This is a genomic window from Synechococcus sp. R55.2 (assembly GCF_047462075.1).
In the GTDB taxonomy this organism is placed as follows: domain Bacteria; phylum Cyanobacteriota; class Cyanobacteriia; order Thermostichales; family Thermostichaceae; genus Thermostichus.
This window is the reverse complement of record NZ_JANSIH010000430.1, coordinates 1-15,947: the sequence shown is the minus strand read 5'-3', so window position 1 is coordinate 15,947 and position 15,947 is coordinate 1. Positions and strand designations below refer to the sequence as shown.

13 protein-coding genes, 1 tRNA gene and 1 pseudogene are annotated in these 15,947 nt (G+C 58.8%); 8 read left to right on the top strand and 7 right to left on the bottom strand.

Going from position 1 to position 15,947, the window contains the following annotated elements; all coding sequences use genetic code 11:
* The first annotated feature begins 477 nt into the window (after positions 1-477).
* On the top strand, positions 478-1,461 hold the full coding sequence (locus NW838_RS14435) for a PhoH family protein (protein WP_414428275.1): 984 nt from the start codon (positions 478-480) through the stop codon (positions 1,459-1,461).
* Positions 1,458-2,183: an HAD-IA family hydrolase gene (locus NW838_RS14430; protein WP_414428274.1), complete on the top strand. Its 726-nt coding sequence runs from the start codon at positions 1,458-1,460 to the stop codon at positions 2,181-2,183. Before NW838_RS14435 ends, NW838_RS14430 begins: the two co-directional genes overlap by 4 nt.
* On the opposite strand, the gene NW838_RS14425 is transcribed toward NW838_RS14430, so the two are convergent.
* The 3 genes from NW838_RS14425 to NW838_RS14415 all read right to left on the bottom strand — a co-directional run bounded on the left by NW838_RS14425 (position 2,161) and on the right by NW838_RS14415 (position 4,864).
* Entirely contained in the window at positions 2,161-2,946 is a 786-nt protein-coding gene (locus NW838_RS14425) for an alpha/beta fold hydrolase (RefSeq protein ID WP_414358199.1), read from the bottom strand. The genes NW838_RS14430 and NW838_RS14425 overlap by 23 nt on opposite strands.
* Positions 2,943-3,632 (bottom strand): lysophospholipid acyltransferase family protein, encoded by a 690-nt coding sequence (locus NW838_RS14420; protein WP_414428273.1) that lies wholly within the window; start codon positions 3,630-3,632, stop codon positions 2,943-2,945. Before NW838_RS14420 ends, NW838_RS14425 begins: the two co-directional genes overlap by 4 nt.
* A 98-nt stretch (positions 3,633-3,730) precedes the next feature.
* On the bottom strand, positions 3,731-4,864 hold the full coding sequence (locus tag NW838_RS14415; RefSeq protein ID WP_414428272.1) for a cob(I)yrinic acid a,c-diamide adenosyltransferase: 1,134 nt from the start codon (positions 4,862-4,864) through the stop codon (positions 3,731-3,733).
* Between the two features lie 183 nt (positions 4,865-5,047).
* Here NW838_RS14415 and NW838_RS14410 point away from each other — a divergent pair, with 183 nt between their 5' ends.
* From NW838_RS14410 to NW838_RS14400, 3 genes and pseudogenes are all read left to right on the top strand, one after another.
* Positions 5,048-5,992 (top strand): PLP-dependent cysteine synthase family protein, encoded by a 945-nt coding sequence (locus tag NW838_RS14410; RefSeq protein WP_414358191.1) that lies wholly within the window; start codon positions 5,048-5,050, stop codon positions 5,990-5,992.
* A 110-nt stretch (positions 5,993-6,102) separates the two neighbouring features.
* Positions 6,103-6,183: transfer RNA gene (locus tag NW838_RS14405), tRNA-Leu, on the top strand.
* Positions 6,179-6,697, top strand: a pseudogene (locus NW838_RS14400) (IS5/IS1182 family transposase); the annotation flags it as partial. The gene NW838_RS14405 and the pseudogene NW838_RS14400, both read left to right, overlap by 5 nt.
* 29 nt (positions 6,698-6,726) lie before the next feature.
* Here the strand turns inward: NW838_RS14400 and NW838_RS14395 are convergent.
* From NW838_RS14395 to NW838_RS14385, 3 genes are all read right to left on the bottom strand, one after another.
* Positions 6,727-7,530 (bottom strand): hypothetical protein, encoded by an 804-nt coding sequence (locus tag NW838_RS14395; RefSeq protein WP_414428271.1) that lies wholly within the window; start codon positions 7,528-7,530, stop codon positions 6,727-6,729.
* A 263-nt stretch (positions 7,531-7,793) separates the two neighbouring features.
* On the bottom strand, positions 7,794-8,336 hold the full coding sequence (gene nrdR, locus NW838_RS14390; RefSeq protein WP_414328718.1) for a transcriptional regulator NrdR: 543 nt from the start codon (positions 8,334-8,336) through the stop codon (positions 7,794-7,796).
* Positions 8,337-8,411: 75 nt separating this feature from the next.
* Positions 8,412-9,989: a cryptochrome/photolyase family protein gene (locus NW838_RS14385; RefSeq protein WP_414428270.1), complete on the bottom strand. Its 1,578-nt coding sequence runs from the start codon at positions 9,987-9,989 to the stop codon at positions 8,412-8,414.
* A gap of 136 nt (positions 9,990-10,125) precedes the next feature.
* On the opposite strand from NW838_RS14385, the gene NW838_RS14380 reads away from it, so the two are divergent.
* Positions 10,126-12,579 (top strand): ArnT family glycosyltransferase, encoded by a 2,454-nt coding sequence (locus tag NW838_RS14380; protein ID WP_414428269.1) that lies wholly within the window; start codon positions 10,126-10,128, stop codon positions 12,577-12,579.
* Here the strand turns inward: NW838_RS14380 and NW838_RS14375 are convergent.
* Positions 12,461-13,489 (bottom strand): LysR substrate-binding domain-containing protein, encoded by a 1,029-nt coding sequence (locus tag NW838_RS14375; RefSeq protein WP_414428276.1) that lies wholly within the window; start codon positions 13,487-13,489, stop codon positions 12,461-12,463. The genes NW838_RS14380 and NW838_RS14375 overlap by 119 nt on opposite strands.
* Positions 13,490-13,751: 262 nt before the next feature.
* Here NW838_RS14375 and NW838_RS14370 point away from each other — a divergent pair, with 262 nt between their 5' ends.
* Together NW838_RS14370 and NW838_RS14365 are read left to right on the top strand one after the other, a co-directional pair.
* Complete coding sequence (locus NW838_RS14370) at positions 13,752-15,428, top strand: hypothetical protein (protein ID WP_414428268.1); 1,677 nt, start codon at positions 13,752-13,754, stop codon at positions 15,426-15,428.
* A gap of 37 nt (positions 15,429-15,465) precedes the next feature.
* Positions 15,466-15,831: a hypothetical protein gene (locus NW838_RS14365; RefSeq protein WP_011433539.1), complete on the top strand. Its 366-nt coding sequence runs from the start codon at positions 15,466-15,468 to the stop codon at positions 15,829-15,831.
* The last annotated feature ends 116 nt before the right edge of the window (positions 15,832-15,947 follow it).

Below are 15,947 nucleotides of genomic sequence, written 5' to 3'. Positions count from 1 at the left end.
CAGGGATCCCAAAAATGTGTCTACGGAAAGGTAGTAAGAGACCCCCATCCACATCCCTGCTGCTGGATGGAGAATGTCAGATGCACGATGACCAACGGAGTTGAAAACCTCAAGCTCTTGCCCGACCGACGAGAGACTGGGAGTTCAAGCTCCTTTAGCAGATAGATCAACGTTACTTGATGAATAAGAGCTATTCCCGAAAAGATAGCCCTTTGCAATACTTTTTTAGGGAACCTTAGGGAGTTGTTAATTCCCTGTGACTCGGCTGCCAATGAAGGCCGGAACCCAAATCCAGGTTTGCTGCAGATCTTCCAGAAGCTTGTATTTTGGAACACATTAATGGTGTAATCCCCTGTTAAGCACTCTTGCGCTCGACCCCTGGGCTCTGCAGCGGCTTTCCACAGCCCAGAGCGCCCTGACAAGCGTTTTTGGTAAGATCACCCCTACAGGTCTCCCAGGGTGCCCGGCGCCCACGGCATGCACGACAACCCTACTTCCCTCTCTTCTGATTTCGAAGTCATCTCTCTGTCCAATCCTCAACAGGCCATGTCTTTGGCGGGCATTCAGGAGGCCAACTTGAGGTGGATCAGTCGCTCCAGCGGTGCCTCTGTAACGCTGCGCGGACAAGACCTGTATCTGAAAGGCACTCCTCAACAGCGGCAGCAGGTGCGGCAATGGCTAGAATTGCTGAAGCCGCTTTGGCAAACTGGACACCCTGTTACTGTGATCGATGCAGAGCAAGCTTTTCGCGCCCTCTCCGGCCAGGAGGCTGCCGCCTATCAGCAAGCACAAGCAGGAGTTTTGGCCCGCACCCGCAAAGGGGAGCTCATCCGACCGAAGACGCCCCGCCAACAGGAGTATGTGCGAGCCATTCGCGCCCATGACCTCTGCTTTGGCATCGGGCCGGCGGGTACCGGCAAAACCTATCTGGCTGCCGTTGTGGCCATCACGGCTCTGCAAAACCGAGAGTATGAGCGCCTGATCTTGACTCGCCCGGCTGTGGAAGCGGGAGAAAAACTGGGGTTTTTGCCGGGGGATCTGGTGGAAAAGGTGGATCCCTATCTGCGGCCCCTTTACGATGCCCTGTTCGAGTTTATTGACCCGGCCAAGCTGCCGCAGTTGATGGAGCAGGGGGTGATCGAGGTGGCGCCGCTGGCCTATATGCGAGGCCGTACTTTGAGCAATGCCTTCATCATTTTGGACGAAGCCCAGAACACCACCCCCGAGCAGATGAAGATGGCCCTCACGCGGCTGGGGTTCCGGTCGCGCATGGTGGTTACCGGGGATCTCACCCAAACGGATCTGGGCAAACATCGCACGTCGGGCTTGGCCGCCGCGGAGCGCATTCTGGCAGGGGTGGAGGGGGTTGCCTTTTGCTACTTCGACCAGCGGGATGTGGTGCGCCACCCTCTGGTGCAGCGGATTGTCGATGCCTACGCGCGCTACGAGGGGCAGTCGTGAGGCTGAGGGTGCTCTTTTTCGACGCTGTGGGCACTTTGTTTCGGGTGCGGGGCAGCGTGGGCCAGGTTTACAGCCAGGTGGCAGCGGAGTATGGGGTAAGGGTGGATCCCCAGGCCTTGGATCGCGCTTTTGGCCGAGTTTTTGCCCGGGCTCCAGCCCCGGCCTGCCCAGGGTTGACGGGATCCCCTTTGCGGGAGTGGGAGCGGACCTGGTGGCGCCAGGTGGTGCGGGAGACTTTTGCCCGGGTGGGATCCCTGGCTGCCTTCGGAGAGCACCGGTTTGAGGACTTCTTCACCCAACTGTTTGAGCACTTTGCCGGGGCGGATCCTTGGGAGCTGTATCCCGAGACGCTGCCGGTTTTGCGGGCCCTGCAGCAGGAAGGGATCCGGCTGGGGGTGATCTCCAACTTCGACAGCCGCTTGCCCAGAGTGCTACAGCAGTTGCAGTTGGATCCCTACTTTTCCAGCCTCACCCTCTCCACCCAAGTGGGCTATGCCAAGCCCCATCCCCGCATCTTCCAAGCTGCCCTGGCAGCCCACGGGATCCCCCCCGCAGCCGCCGGCCACATCGGCGACAGCCGCCGCGACGATTATCAGGGGGCAAAAGCAGCAGGCTTGCGAGCCCTTTGGCTGGATCGAGAGGGGAAGGAGAGCTCCGGCCCAGAGCGGATAGAAGATCTGTGGGGATCCCTCTCCATGCTCAACGGGCCGAAGCAGAATTGAGCAGCAGGGGGGTGAAAAGGCCACCTGGCTTGAGCAGGTAACGCCGCAGGTTCATCTGCCGCTCCAGCAGACAAGCATGGCCGCTCTGGGGAGAGATCTCTATCTGTGCTTGGGGCAGCCGTTCCGCCAGTCGGCCCACCTCCTGCACCGAGGGCAAGAGGCGATCCCGGCCCCCTGCCACCAGCAAAGTCGGCATGGTCATCAACTCCAGAGGCAGCTTCTCCACAACAAAGGATCCCAGCAAAGCCAAGCGCTGGGCAGCCACTGTGGGCTCAACACTGTGAACCGCCTGGCGCAGCCGCTCCCGATCCGGCGGCTCCATTTGGCTGAGCTCCGCCAAAGCCCCCAACCCTCGCTCCGACAACTGGTGATAGAGCGCCGGCGGCAAAAAGGGCAAGAGAACATGTCCTGCCCACCACCAGGGCCTACGTCGCAGCGACGAGGCTGGATTGACCAAAATGAGGCCACGGCACCGTTCCGGCCATTGGGCGGCCACCAACAAGGCCAGGCAGGCCCCAAAGGATTCTCCACACAAGTACGCCCCCGCTTCTAGCTGGGATCCCACCCAATCGGCCAGGGTTTCCCAGCTATCCCCCGCTTCCGGGTGGTTCAAACTCAGGGGGCGAATGCGAAACTCCCGCTGCAGAGCCTGCGCCTGCCGGTAAAACAACGTACCTGTGCCATCCATACCGGGCAAATACAGCAGCAGGGGCCGCTCCTGACCGACCGCTCCCGTTGCCGGCTCGCCACTCAACTTCCTCATTGCTCTGCCAATCCCAATCGCACCTGTTCTCGGGCCGCTGCAGTTAGCTCTTGAATGACCTGCATTCGCTCGCGTCGGGATCCCTGGCGCTGCTTCCTGCCCACCCAAAGGGGGGATCCCACCCTGAGCACCACCCGCCGATACAACACCACCGGATGTCCCCCTTCCTGTTGAAATCGGGGTTCAGTGGGGTCAAACCAGCGGAAAAAAGCCATAGGAATATCTACTCCCCGCCATTCTTCCTGCGCCCACACCGCCACCGGCAGAATCGGCAAGGGATCCACCGCTGCCGCCAGCGCCAGGTGGGCAAAACCCGGCTGAAACCGCCCCACCTCCCCAGGCGAGGTCTCACGGGTGATCTGCTCCGCCCCTTCTGGGAAGATCCCCACACCCACCCCCGCTGCCAAACTGGCCTGCGCCTGGCGAAAAAAATGGATTTGCTGTCGGGATCCCTGCTTGAGGGGAATGCAGTCCAAAGCCAGGGCGATTTCCCGCAGCAGCGGCACCTGAGCCAGGTAGTAATGGCAGGCAAAGCGAATCGGTCGGTCCAACCCCGCGATCAGCACCGGTGCATCCAGAAAACTGCGGTGATTGCTCACCACCACCAGCGGGCCAGCAGGAACACGCTCCCCTCCCTCCACCCACACTTCCGTCTGGAAAAGGGTAAGCAACAACTGGGCCAGCATCCTGGGATCCGGTGGCCAAGAGAGATCAGATCTGGCCGAGGGCAAAGGTTGCCCAACCGCTGCAGTCGCGACAGCGTTGTGTAGCAGCAAGGATCCCATCAGTAGTCCACCCCGCGCCGCAGATCGGCCCCCTGCTCGGCATAGTGCTTGTGGCTCACCATTTCCGAGTGGACAGAGGCCAACTCAAAGTAAGGTAAGGGGGCATGGCAGCGCCCCGTGATGATGATCTCCGTATCGCGCGGCTTGCGCAGCAAAGCCTGCACAATCGGCTCCACGTCCAACAGCTCCAGATCCACTGTCGGGTTCAGCTCATCCAGGATGATGGTTTTGTACAGGCCGGAAGCAATGGCCGCCCGCGCCAACTCCCAGCCCCGCTCCGCTTCTACATAGTCGATTTCCTGTTGTTTGCCCCGCCAGACAATGGCATCCCGACCGCAGCGCTGGTGATCCACCAAATCGGGGTAGCTTTCCCGCAAGGCCCGAATGGCTGCATCCTCGGTGTAGCCTGTTCCCCCCTTCAGCCATTGCATGATCAGCACGCGATGGGAGAGATCCTTGCTGATGCCGCGCCCAATGGCTTGCAGAGCCCGACCCAGAGCGCTGGTGGATTTTCCCTTGCCGTTGCCGGTGTAGATCTCGATGCCGCTGGAAGGAAGCTCGCCGTTGCGGGGATCCGCCGTCCGACGCAGGCTGCGCATTTCCGAATGCAAATCCGCCAGGTCGATAATTTCCTTGGGAGCGCCGCGCCCGGTGATGATCACCTCCATGGCCTCCGGCTTTTGCTTGAGGGTACTGACCACCTCCTCCACAGGCAACAGGCCCAGATCCAGCACCGGGTTGAGCTCATCCAGCACCACCACCGAGTAAAACCCCGACGCCAAAGCCCCTTTGGCCACATCCCAACCGCGGCGGGCCTCCTGACGGTCAAACTTGGTGATCTCATCTGGGCCGAAAAACTCTCCCCGCCCGGTGCGCAATTGATCGATGAGATGGGGGAAGCCTCGCTGCAGAGCCGCAATGGCCGCATCCTCAGCATAGGTTCGGCCTGGCCCCTTGAGAAACCGCACCAGCAACACCCGGCTGGGGGCCGCCTTTTCGATCCCCAAGCCAATCGAACGCAGCACAACCCCCAGGGCCGCCTGAGACTTGCCTTTGCCCTCGCCGTCGTAGACATGGATCTGGCCCCGTCGCCGGTCGAACTGTTGGGCAGTCACAATCCCAATTTCTGCCATGCCCCTCCGCGTCACCCCGCTGTGGGAAAATCCCACTTTTCTACCCCCATCTTAGAGCCTACTTGGAGCCTAGCCAGAACTTGGGCAGGAGGGGGAAACTAAAAAGCTCCCAAGAGGCCGGAAAGACCGGGGTAAGATGAGCAATGGTTGTCCAGCCGATGCCTGTCTAGCGAGGGATCCCCCTTGTATCCGACTGCATTTTCTTCTCGCCCGTTGCTCCCTGCTGTGGATAGCCCTATTGAGCTGGTGGGGGGGACGCCGCTGATCCGTCTGCGGCGGGTTGCTGCCGATTTGCCGGAATCGGTACGGGTATATGGCAAGGCAGAGTGGTACAACCCTGGGGGTTCAGTCAAGGATCGCCCGGCCCTCAACATGATTCGCGCTGGCGAACGCCAGGGCAAGCTTACCCCCGGCAAGATCATCCTCGATGCCACCAGCGGTAACACCGGCATCGCCTATGCCTGGATCGGGGCGGCCTTGGGCTACAAAGTCAAGCTGGCCCTTCCCGCCAACGCCAGCCCAGAGCGCAAGAAGATCCTGGCTGCCTATGGCGTGGACTTGGTTCTGACGGATCCCGCTCTGGGATCCGATGGGGCCATCGAGAAAGCCCGCGCCCTCTATGCGGAAAACCCCGAGCTTTATTTCTACCCTGACCAGTACAGCAACCCCGCCAACTGGCAAGCCCACTACGAAACCACTGGGGTGGAGATTTGGGAGCAAACCCAGGGGCAGGTCACCCATTTTGTTACCGGGCTAGGCACCAGCGGCACCTGTATGGGGGTGGGGCGGCGCCTGCGAGAGTATCGCCCGGATATCCAAATCATTGCCATGCAGCCCGACTCTCCCTTCCATGGCCTGGAAGGGCTCAAGCACATGGCCACCGCTCTAAAACCTGAGATTTACGATCCCACCCTACCCGGCCAGCACATCGAGATCTCCACAGAAGCAGCCCAGAAAATGGTTAAGCGCTTGGCTTTAGAGGAAGGCTTGCTGGTGGGCATCTCTGCCGGGGCCAATGTGGTGGCAGCCCTAGAGGTGGCCCGTCAGCTCTCCTCTGGAGTGGTGGTGACCATCTTTTGCGACGGGGCTGACAAGTATCTTTCCGAGCGTTTCTGGACAGAGGATTAACTTTCAGGCATGGGGAGTATGTCAACAAGGCAGGACAAGCCGTCGGCTGCAAAATGGCCAATGCCCTTAACAACTCCACCCTTCTGTCGCTATGATGGTTAGGCTCGGAAGCGGATGTGGCGGAATTGGTATACGCGCACGTTTGAGGGGCGTGTGGCTTTGCCTTGCGAGTTCGAGTCTCGCCATCCGCATCGATCCCTCCCGGAAAGATGTGGAAAGTGGTACACCATTTACCCAAGATTCCATCGCTGGAGTCGCTTGGGAGTCTGGGAGAGAATGTTTCAGTTCTTCATCACAGAACCCGATTGAGAGCATCTTGTCCTGGACTCAACCATCGTTCGTGCTCACCCCTGCGCAGCCAAAGGGGAGCAAGCCTTGGGCAGGAGTCGAGGTGGATACAGCTGGCAAGAAGAACACACGAAAGTGATAGGGGATAGAGGATAGGATTCCCATCGATTTACGCAGAGGATAGGGGAGAGTCGGGTGGTGATTCCTTCTAGGAAGAAGAGGAGGGTGGTGCAAGATTACGACCGGCATGTTTACAGAGAGAGGCACCCAGTAGAGTGCTTTTTTCAGAAGCTGAAGCAGTATCGGCATTTGTTTTCTCGTTTTGACAAGTTGGCCAGGAACTTCTTGAGCTTTCTCGACTTCCCAGGTGCTCTCTTCTGGCTCAAATATACAAATATAAAGACCAACAGAACCTAGCAAGTTTTGGGGCATCCTGTGAACAGCTCTTAGGGTGCCTGCACGGACGGTGGGTTGTTGCGCAAAAAGGGCTGCACGGCTACAAATCCCAACCCAAACGATCCGACGACCAAGACGACTGCAGCAGCCATCCAAAGTACGGCAGAGCCCTGTGATCCGTGATGTTGCTCCCGTACCCGCTGATAAATGCCGGCGGAATAGGCCGAGGAGTCTGCTTCACCGAGATAGGGATCCGGGCCGCCCCTATCCTGCATCAACTCGTCCAGGGAAGGAACCTGGTAGCCAGTGCGGGGGTAGGGCTCGGCAGAGGTGTGGGTGGAAGGGTGGCGAAGGGAATCAAAGGAGGACGGGGCAAAGCCGTTGGATGAGAAGGAGGGGGTCTCGTTGCGGGCCTGTCGGCGCTTGAGGCGATTCAAAAAATCGTAGCTGGGAGGGGCTTCCGGTTGGCCGGGATTGGCAGTCGGGCTGTTCTGTTGGAAAGAGGCTTCAGAAGCTGCAGCAACTTGGGCAGCCTGGCCATTTGCGTCAGCAAGCCGTAGGCTGATTTGCTGCAGGCGCTTCAGGGTGTGGCCCAATTGCCCCTGGAACTCTCGGGTGATGGCAGCGAGCTCTCCAGACAACTGCTGATGCAGAGCGCGCAGGTGCTGGTTTTCCGAGGAAAGCAGGCTTACCTGCTGACGGGCAGACTCCAACTCTTCGGCCACTTGTTGATACACCTGAATCGGCACCACCCCTGGCCCCGTCTCCATTGCGGCAGGGGAGCGAAAGCCACTGGGGTTACTGTTGCTGTTGCGAGCGCCAGAGGGGCTAGAACCCCGAAAACCGTATTGCATAGATTGGGATCGACTCGGAAGGACAGGGGGCTGGGACAGCTTGACACAGAGGGATCCAAGATATCAGGGATCTCCAAGGATAGTGCTGAACACCGGCAATCTAAAGGCGTGCAGCTCTAGCTTTAGTGTAAGCCGCAATTACTACCCCAAGCATACCGCTAAGCCTTTGGAATGGGCGATCCCTTCACAGTAATTTTTCCGGCCCACAAGCGCCATTTCCCCGCTGCTTCCAGGGAGGGCCGGCTTGCGCTGTCGTTCCCACGTCACGAATACTCTCCCACCAAGTCTGGAGAACCAGGAGATTCGGAATTTGAGGCAGAGGAGTCCTGCAGCAGCCGCTCCAGATCCCGTCGCAGAGGTGGTTCCAACTGTTCCAGCTCATTGACAAAGTCTTTTATACCCTGAAACTGGCGATAAACGGAGGCAAAGCGCACGTAGGCCACCTCACTTAGGTGTTGCAGGCGCTCCAGCACCATCTCGCCGATGCGCAGGCTGGTTACCTCTTGGGCATCTTCCAATTGCAGTTTTTCTTCGATCTCATTGACCAGCTCTTCCATCTGTCTGACGGTGACGGGGGTTTTTTGGCAGGCACGCATCACCCCTTGCAGGATCTTGTTGCGGTTGAAACTTTCGCGGGATCCATCCCGTTTAATGACCATGATGGGCATGAACTCGATGCGCTCATAGGTGGTGAAGCGGTAGCCACAGGACATGCATTCTCGCCGCCGCCGCACACTCTGGCCACCTTCTGCCGAACGAGATTCCAAAACTCGGATTTCTTGTTTGCTGCAGCGGGGACATTTCATGGCTTGCAGTCCTTACAAAGCGACAGGTGGGTAGGAGGGTGCCTCAATTTTACCGGATGCTTAATCTTCTGGTGCTTAGACAGATTGCAAATGAGATGGACTCTGTTCGTCGAGTGCAGATTGCAAGGGATCCCACCAAGCAGCGGCTTGCGCCTGGATCTGGGCCTTCAGCTCCGGTTCCATGCGATCCAAATGGATCAATACCCATTTCATTCTGCCCAAGGGGGCTAAGAGGGATCGCTGACGCAACAGGAAGTCCCAATACAACGTATTGATGGGGCAGGCTTGTTTGCCAACCTTTTCGCTGGGATTGTAGCGGCAATGGCGGCAGTAGTCACTCATTTTGCGGATGTACTGAGCAGAGGCGGCATAGGGTTTGGTGGAGAGCATGCCCCCATCGGCAAAAAGGCCCATGCCGATGACGTTGGGCTGCATCACCCAGTCGTAGCTGTCGATAAACACATCCTGAAACCACGCTTCTACTGCCTGGGGCTGAATGCCACTGATGAGGGCGAAATTGCTGAGAACCATTAGCCGCTGGATGTGGTGGGCATAACCATGACGGCGAATTTGATCCAGGGTGTGCTGCAGACAGGCCATGTCGGTTTTGCCCGTCCAAAAAAACTCTGGCAGGGGTCGCTGGTGGCCAAAAAAGTTGTTCTGGGCATAGCCGTTGGGCATTTGGTATTCGTAGAAGCCGCGCATGTACTCCCGCCAGCCCAGGATCTGGCGGATGAAGCCTTCGGCGGAGGGCAGGGGGATCCCGCCGCGATGGGAGGCTTGTTCGACGGCAGCGATGACTTCGTGGGGGGTGAGCAGGCCCAAGTTGAGGTAGGGAGAAAGCAGCGAGTGGAAAAGGAAGTCTTCCCCGGCTTGCATGGCGTCTTGCCAGGGGCCGAAGTGGGGCAGGCGCTCGTGAATGAAATGATCAAGCACTTGCAGGGCTTGGGCGCGGGTGACGGCCCAGCCAAATCCTTCTAAGGATCCGAAGTGATGGCCGTAGTGTTGCTTAACTTTTGCGATGACAGCCTGGGTAATGGCATCGGGGGAAAAGGTGAGGGGCCGAGGATAGCGCATTCCCGGTTTGGGAGGATGGCGGTTCTCCCGGTCGTAGTTCCAGCGCCCGCCTAGGGGCTTGGGGCCATCCATGAGAATGCGGAAGCGTCTTCGCCCTTCGCGGTAAAAGTCTTCTAGAAGCAGGCGCTTGCGGCCTGAGGCCCAGTCGATAAATTGACGAGTACTCCAGAGGAAGTGGTTGTTTTCCAAGATCAGGAGGGGGCAAGGGAGGGTGGATCTCAGCTTTTCTATTTCATCTCGGACGGGAATATCGGCGGGCTGCATGAGGCGGATCTGCTGCAGTTGATGTTGCTTGGCCCAGGTTTGCAGGGGCTCGGCATAGCTGTCGGCTTCCACGTAGGTGACTGGGTAGCCCCGCTGTTGCAGTTCTTGGGCAAAGTGGCGCATGGCCGACCAGACCAGCACCAGTTTCTGCTGATGGTGGTTGCGGGAGCTGGCCCAGGTGTGGGATTCGATGAGAATGACCGGAACTCGGTCTGGGGATAGGGTTGATAGGGAAGCGAGGGCGGATTGCTGTGGGTGGAGTTGATCCGCAAGGATCCAAACCCCTTCTGGGCCGGCAGATGGAGCGATCATGGGATGCTGAAGCTCTCGGTCTATGGGAGGAGCGCTGAGAATGACACAGGTTGAGTTTAGCTCTGGGGGGCAAGGCCAGGTGGCAGTTGCAAGGGATCCCAATGTCTGCTGAATCTCTGCGGATTGTTTTCAAAGCATGAACGGTACAGACGAGGAGAGAGAGACATTGCCGGAGAGACCCCACAGGCCGGGGATCCCTTTCCTGCGGTGGTGGGCCGGGCTGGGGATGGTGGCCCTGCTGCTGCTGGTGATCTGGAACTGCACGGATCCCTTGCCGCCGGCGTGGGATGAGGCGCAGCATTTGTTGCAGGCGCAGGCTTTTGGGCTTCACCTGCAGCGGTTTCGCTGGGATGGGCTGTGGGGGCAGCAGTTTTTGCATTTGAACCAGCGCTACCCCCCTTTGGCCTATTGGCTGGGGATCCCCTTGGCGGCTCTGCATCCCTTCAGCCGGGCGGACGGGCAGTTGCTCAACTTGGGGTTGCTGGGGGTGCTGGTTCTGGCAACGCAGCGGCTGGGACAGCGGGTCTATCGCTCTGGGGAAGTGGGCTGGCTGGCGGCGGCGCTGCTGCTCCTCTATCCGGGGATCACGGCTTTGGCCCACGTGTACATGTTGGAGTTGCCGCTGGTGGTGGCGGTGACGCTGGCGTTTTGGGCGCTGTGGGCCTATGGGGAGAAGCCTTCCTGGTGGGGTGCGGTGGGGGTGGGGGCGGGGGTGGCGGCGGTGCTGCTCACCAAGTGGACAGGGGTGCTGTTTTTGCTGCTGCCTTTGGTGGGAGTTGCAGGTCAGGCCCTCTGGCGCTCTGGGAAAGCGGTGGGGTGGTGGAAAGGGATCCCTTGGTTGGTGCGGCTGGCCCATCTGACCTTGGGCATGGGCGTGGCGCTGCTTTTGTGCTGGCCTTGGTACAGGGCCAATTGGCTGTTTGTGCTCAGCAATGGCTGGGCTTACGCCGAGACTGCCCACTACTACATCACTTGCCCAGCGGGATCCCTGTGCTGGTGGACCACCTACTTGCGCTTTCTGCCCCTGCAGATGAGCCCTTTTCTGTGTGGGTTGCCGCTGCTGAGCGGGTGGGGATCCCTGGACAGGCGAGAGGCAGTCTTGTGGGCCACCTACGGTTCGGGCTACCTTCTCTACACCCTGGTGGACATCAAAGATGTGCGCTTCACCCTACCTTTGCTGCCCCTCTTGGCGGTGTTATCAGCAGGCGGGATCCAAAAGGCTTGCCGGTGGTTGGAGGAACGCTGGGGTGCGTGGGCTTTGCAAAGGGGAGTCTGTGCAGGGCTAGTTCTGGGCTGCTTGGCCTTGGCCAATTTGGGTCGGCCCCTCACCCCAGGGGTGGCCCCTCTGTGGACGGGGATCCAAATGCATTGGCAGGGGCAGCACCCCACACAGGAGCTGACGCAGTGGATCCAATCCTTGATCCAGCCAGGCTTGACCACCACGTTGGGAGTTCTCCCCAATACAGAGCTGATCTCTTCCGAAACCCTCACCTACTTAGCAGCTCTCCAGCGCTGGCCGGTCACGTTCCGCGCTGCCGGGCAAACCCCCTGGCCGGAGTTGGAGCTCTCCTTGCTGGATGGGTTTGTGGATGCGGAAGGGGAACAGGGGATTATCGGCCCCTATGGCCCGACTAAGGAGCAGATCCGGCAGCACCTGCGCAGCAGCCCAGACTGGCGACAAGATCCGGCGGTGGAGTTGCCTACCTTGGGTCGGCTGCACACCTACTTCCCTCGCATGCCAAGAGTGACGGTGCAGAAGTGGCCTCTGGAAGCTGGGGAGGTGGAGCTGGTGGAGGTTGAGGCGCTGTCGGAGCTGGGGATCCCCGCCTGGAAGTTACGCTGGCAAGGCCCAGCTCAGAACTTGGCCCAGACGCTGGTTTGGGCGCGGCTGGAAGATGGGCAAGGACGGGTTTTGGAGAAGCGGGCCTGGGTGCTGGGGCAGAATCGCCTGCAGCTCAACTCAACAGGCGGCTGGCTGGTGGAAGAGATCTTGACGCTGCCCACAACCGACTTCCCAAGAGGTGGCCTTCTCCACCTGGAATGGCAGTTGCCCAAAGGGACCCGCCATTCCCTACGCCAACCCTGGAGAGGATCCCTGTCGAGCTTCCCGAAGGAGGGATCCCCCCTTGTAACGGATCCCTTGTTTCCTCTCCGCGAGGCGGCCAGAGCTGCTGCCGCTGGGGATCTGCAGGCCCTCTCCCTTTATCTCAATGCCTGGACAACCCTGCAATACCCGACTTTTTTGACGGATCCAGATCGCATCCTGGTACGGCAACTGCTGGAGGGGGAACGGCAACAGGCTGCTGCCCAAGGCCAACCGAGCCAGCAAATCCAAAGCCACTACCAACTGGGCTTGCTGTTGGCGGTGCTGTTACAACCAGAAGCAGCTCAGTTGCATTTTCAACAGATCGTCGAGCTGGATCCGGAAGACGAGTGGGCGCGGGCTTACCTGGGGTTTTTGCGAGTATTGTTCACTCACGACTTTGAGGGGATCCGGGGGTTGCGGCAAGAGCTCTCGGCTGTGCTTCAGCCTCTTTGCCGGAAAGCGGATTTGGATTGGGATTTGAATTGGATTTGTGCTGCTCTTTAGCCACAAAGTCCAGCTCCATTTGAGAAACCTGGGAAAGAAGAAAGTCGGCAAAAGCTTTGGCCACCACCGAAAGACGCTTAGAGCGCAAATAGACCAAATACCAGAACCCCCGAATGGGAAACTCTTCCACATCCAAAATAGCCAGATGATGCTGCCACCCCCCCAAGGCCAACACATGCTGAGACAAAACCGAAATGCCCAATCCACCCACAATGCCCTGGCGAATGGCTTCGCTGCTGCCTATCTCCATGCGGATGTTGAGTTTCAGGTTATGCTTGTCGAAGAGCCGCTCTACAGCCATGCGGGTGCCGGAGCCGGGTTCACGGGCCAAAAAAGGTTCTTGGGCAATGCGCGCCAGAGGGATCCCCTTTTGGCCCACCAGCGGATGATGAATGGGGGCCATCACCACCAAGGGATTTTCCAGAAAAGGTTGTGCCACCACGTCCAGATCTTCTGGCGGCATCCCCATCACGTAGAGATCGTCCATGTTGTTGCTCATCCGCTCCAAAACCTGCTGGCGGTTGATCACCTTGAGAGCTACGTCGATGCCGGGATACTGCTGACAAAATGGCCCCAGAAGACGGGGAATAAAGTATTTGGCAGTGGTGACCACTCCAATGCTCAGCCGTCCCTGCTTTAGCCCCTTCAGGTCGGCAAGGGTCATCTCGAATTGATTCAATTGTTCAAAAATCTTCTCGCAGGTTTGGTGTAAAGCTTGCCCCGCTTCGGTGAGATACAGCCGCTTGCCCACCTGTTCAAACAGCGGTAACCCCACGGCTTTGCTCAATTGCTTGATCTGCATGGAAATCGTGGGTTGGGTCAGGTAGAGCTCTTCGGCAGCGCGGGTAAAGCTCAGGTGGCGGGCGGCAACCTCGAAGATTTGCAGTTGGTGCAAGGTAATGGCCTTCATGGACATCAAGAAAAGCTAAAGGTTTACTACTAAATCATAAGCGCTAATCTATGCCTTTTGGCGAGATCCCCATGAGAGCCTGGCTGACGGTCACAGTGGCGGAAGGGGCAAAACCGAAGAGCAACCCCCTACCACTCGGACTTAAGGTAGAGATCGACCAAGGGATTGCGCCAGTCTGGGCACAGGCGGCTGTTTTTTTCCAATAGCCGCTCTCTGGGCAGGAGAAGAGTACGATCGGGGCCATTCTCGGTGGAGGTTGAGGGTGCTGAGACTGCCGAAAAACCAAGGGATCCGCTGGCTTGCGGGTGTGCTAGGCGCACTGATATTGCTGGGATGGGGGATCGCAGCCCATGCCCAATTTCTGGGGCCGGGCCGTTTTCTTTTCCCGGGCTCTGGTTCTCGGCTTCAGGGCAGCCAGGAACCGGCGGGATCCCTGCTCAATGCCTTCTGTCAGCAACCGCCTGCGGAAGTGGCCCGCAAGTCTCAACTGCGCCAACAGGCCAACCGGTCAGATGTCGCCTGGGCCGAATACGCGCAGATTTTGGACGAGCATCGTGCCGCCTTGATTGCCTGCCGCAGCCAACGCTGGCCCCAGATCCAGGCCATTTGGGTACGTCTGCACCCTTGTGATGCCAATCCGGGCGTGTTGGATCAGGTATTCGACCAAGTAGTGAACCTGGGCTACAACCGCGTCTTTATCGAGACCTTTTACGATGGCCGCTCTATTTTGCCGGATGGCGCAGGGGGGATCTGGCCCAGCTTACAGCCCAACGCCGACTTGTTGGATCTGGCTCTGAAGGCGGCACGACGCCGCGGCTTATCTGCCTATGCCTGGGTGTTTTCCCTCAATTTCGGTTACAGCTACGGACAACGGCCCGATCGACAGGTGGCCCTGGCCCGCAACGGTCGCGGCATCACCACCGTCTTGGATCCCGCTACAGCCCTTTCGGAAGACCTGGGCAGTCCTGGCGAGGTATTTGTGGATCCCTTTCATCCCTTGGCACGGCGGGATTTTGCCGAGTTAGTCCGCCGCATCCTACAGCGACAGCCGGATGGGATCCTTTTCGACTACATTCGCTATCCGCGTGGCTCAGGGGGATCCAGCGTGGCGGCCACCGTCCGAGACTTGTGGATTCACGGAGAGGCCGCTCGGAAAGCCTACCTCGATTTGGCAGAAAATCCAGCGGGTCGGGCGCTGCTGGAGCGCTATTTGAGCCAGGGCTACGTGACGGTGAGGGATGTGCAGCAGTTGGATGCCGCCTACGCCGAGGAACCCAGATGGCGTCAGCCAGGGGATCCCTGGCCCAATCCTCAGCAGGTGCTTTCCCTAGAGCTTTTGGATCGGGGTGCCCAGAGAGACAGCACAGCAACTGAGCAGCGGAGCGGAGATTTGTCCTCCATCAACTCATTGGAGTCACCGCAGCCATTGGGGGATCCCACCCCGACTCCCAGGGCCGCTCTTCGCCAAGAACGCTGGCAGCAGCAGCTTTGGCAGCTCAGCGTCGAGTTTGCCCGCTATGGGGTGCTCGATTATCTACGGCAAGTCGCCCAACCCGTCCAGAGGCTGGGGATCCCGGCGGGGGCTGTCTTCTTCCCAGAAGGCAACCAGGCAGTAGGAGAAGGATTCGACGCTCGACTACAACCCTGGGATCGCTTTGATCCGGATATGGAATGGCACCCAATGTCCTATGCCAGGTGTGAGGATGCCACTTGTGTAGCCCAGCAGGTGGAGCAGGTTTTGGCCGTAGCTTCTCCCCAAACCTTCGTTTGTCCGGCCATCGCCGGCCTATGGGGACAGTCGCAACGACAGCGCCCCAGCCTAGAAGTGCAAATGGCAGAGCTGGCCCGCCGCTTTCCGCAGTTGCCCTGTGTAAGCCATTTTGCCCTCTCTTGGATCGAGCCTGAAATGGAGCGCAGCCGTCGCACCTGTCAACTCTAACGCCCATCCCAATCTGAAAGTTAGGAATTCTGAACTTATGAGCCCTGAGCAATTTGATCTGATTAACCGCCTGTTTCAACTGACCTTTCAGATCGGGGATCGCTTGGGCTGTGAATCCTCAGATCCTGCTCAATTGTTGCTGACCAACCGGCCCAGCCTGGAATCCAGTTGCACATTCTTTCCTTCCGATTTCACCTACGAAGCCTTGGATCCCCAAGTGTGGGCCGACTACATGGCGGAAGTTCCGGCCTTAGCGCAGATGGCGAATATTTTGCAACCTTATCCTTTCACCTGTGGCATTTATCGCCAAGACGAGGTTTCGTGGTGGATTTGCGCCTTTTGGGCAGCCCAAGAGGACTTGGGAACCAACTTGCTCTTGCGCGCCCACAGAGTCGAAACTTAGGCGCTTGAGCCCTATCTCCTCTCCCTCATCGAGACGGGGATCGGCGTTACCGGAATCAAAGGGGCTGATAGCAGTCGTGGTTTTTATTACCATCTATTTCAACTGATCGCGCTAGC

Bases quoted from the DNA above. Each gene is read 5' to 3' on its own strand.
- NW838_RS14435 (WP_414428275.1), top strand. From the start codon at position 478: ATGCACGACAACCCTACTTCCCTCTCTTCTGATTTCGAAGTCATCTCT.
- NW838_RS14425 (WP_414358199.1), bottom strand. From the start codon at position 2,946: ATGAGGAAGTTGAGTGGCGAGCCGGCAACGGGAGCGGTCGGTCAGGAG.
- NW838_RS14420 (WP_414428273.1), bottom strand. From the start codon at position 3,632: ATGCTGGCCCAGTTGTTGCTTACCCTTTTCCAGACGGAAGTGTGGGTG.
- NW838_RS14415 (WP_414428272.1), bottom strand. From the start codon at position 4,864: ATGGCAGAAATTGGGATTGTGACTGCCCAACAGTTCGACCGGCGACGG.
- NW838_RS14395 (WP_414428271.1), bottom strand. From the start codon at position 7,530: ATGCAATACGGTTTTCGGGGTTCTAGCCCCTCTGGCGCTCGCAACAGC.
- nrdR (WP_414328718.1), bottom strand. From the start codon at position 8,336: ATGAAATGTCCCCGCTGCAGCAAACAAGAAATCCGAGTTTTGGAATCT.
- NW838_RS14385 (WP_414428270.1), bottom strand. From the start codon at position 9,989: ATGATCGCTCCATCTGCCGGCCCAGAAGGGGTTTGGATCCTTGCGGAT.
- NW838_RS14380 (WP_414428269.1), top strand. From the start codon at position 10,126: ATGAACGGTACAGACGAGGAGAGAGAGACATTGCCGGAGAGACCCCAC.
- NW838_RS14375 (WP_414428276.1), bottom strand. From the start codon at position 13,489: ATGAAGGCCATTACCTTGCACCAACTGCAAATCTTCGAGGTTGCCGCC.
- NW838_RS14365 (WP_011433539.1), top strand. From the start codon at position 15,466: ATGAGCCCTGAGCAATTTGATCTGATTAACCGCCTGTTTCAACTGACC.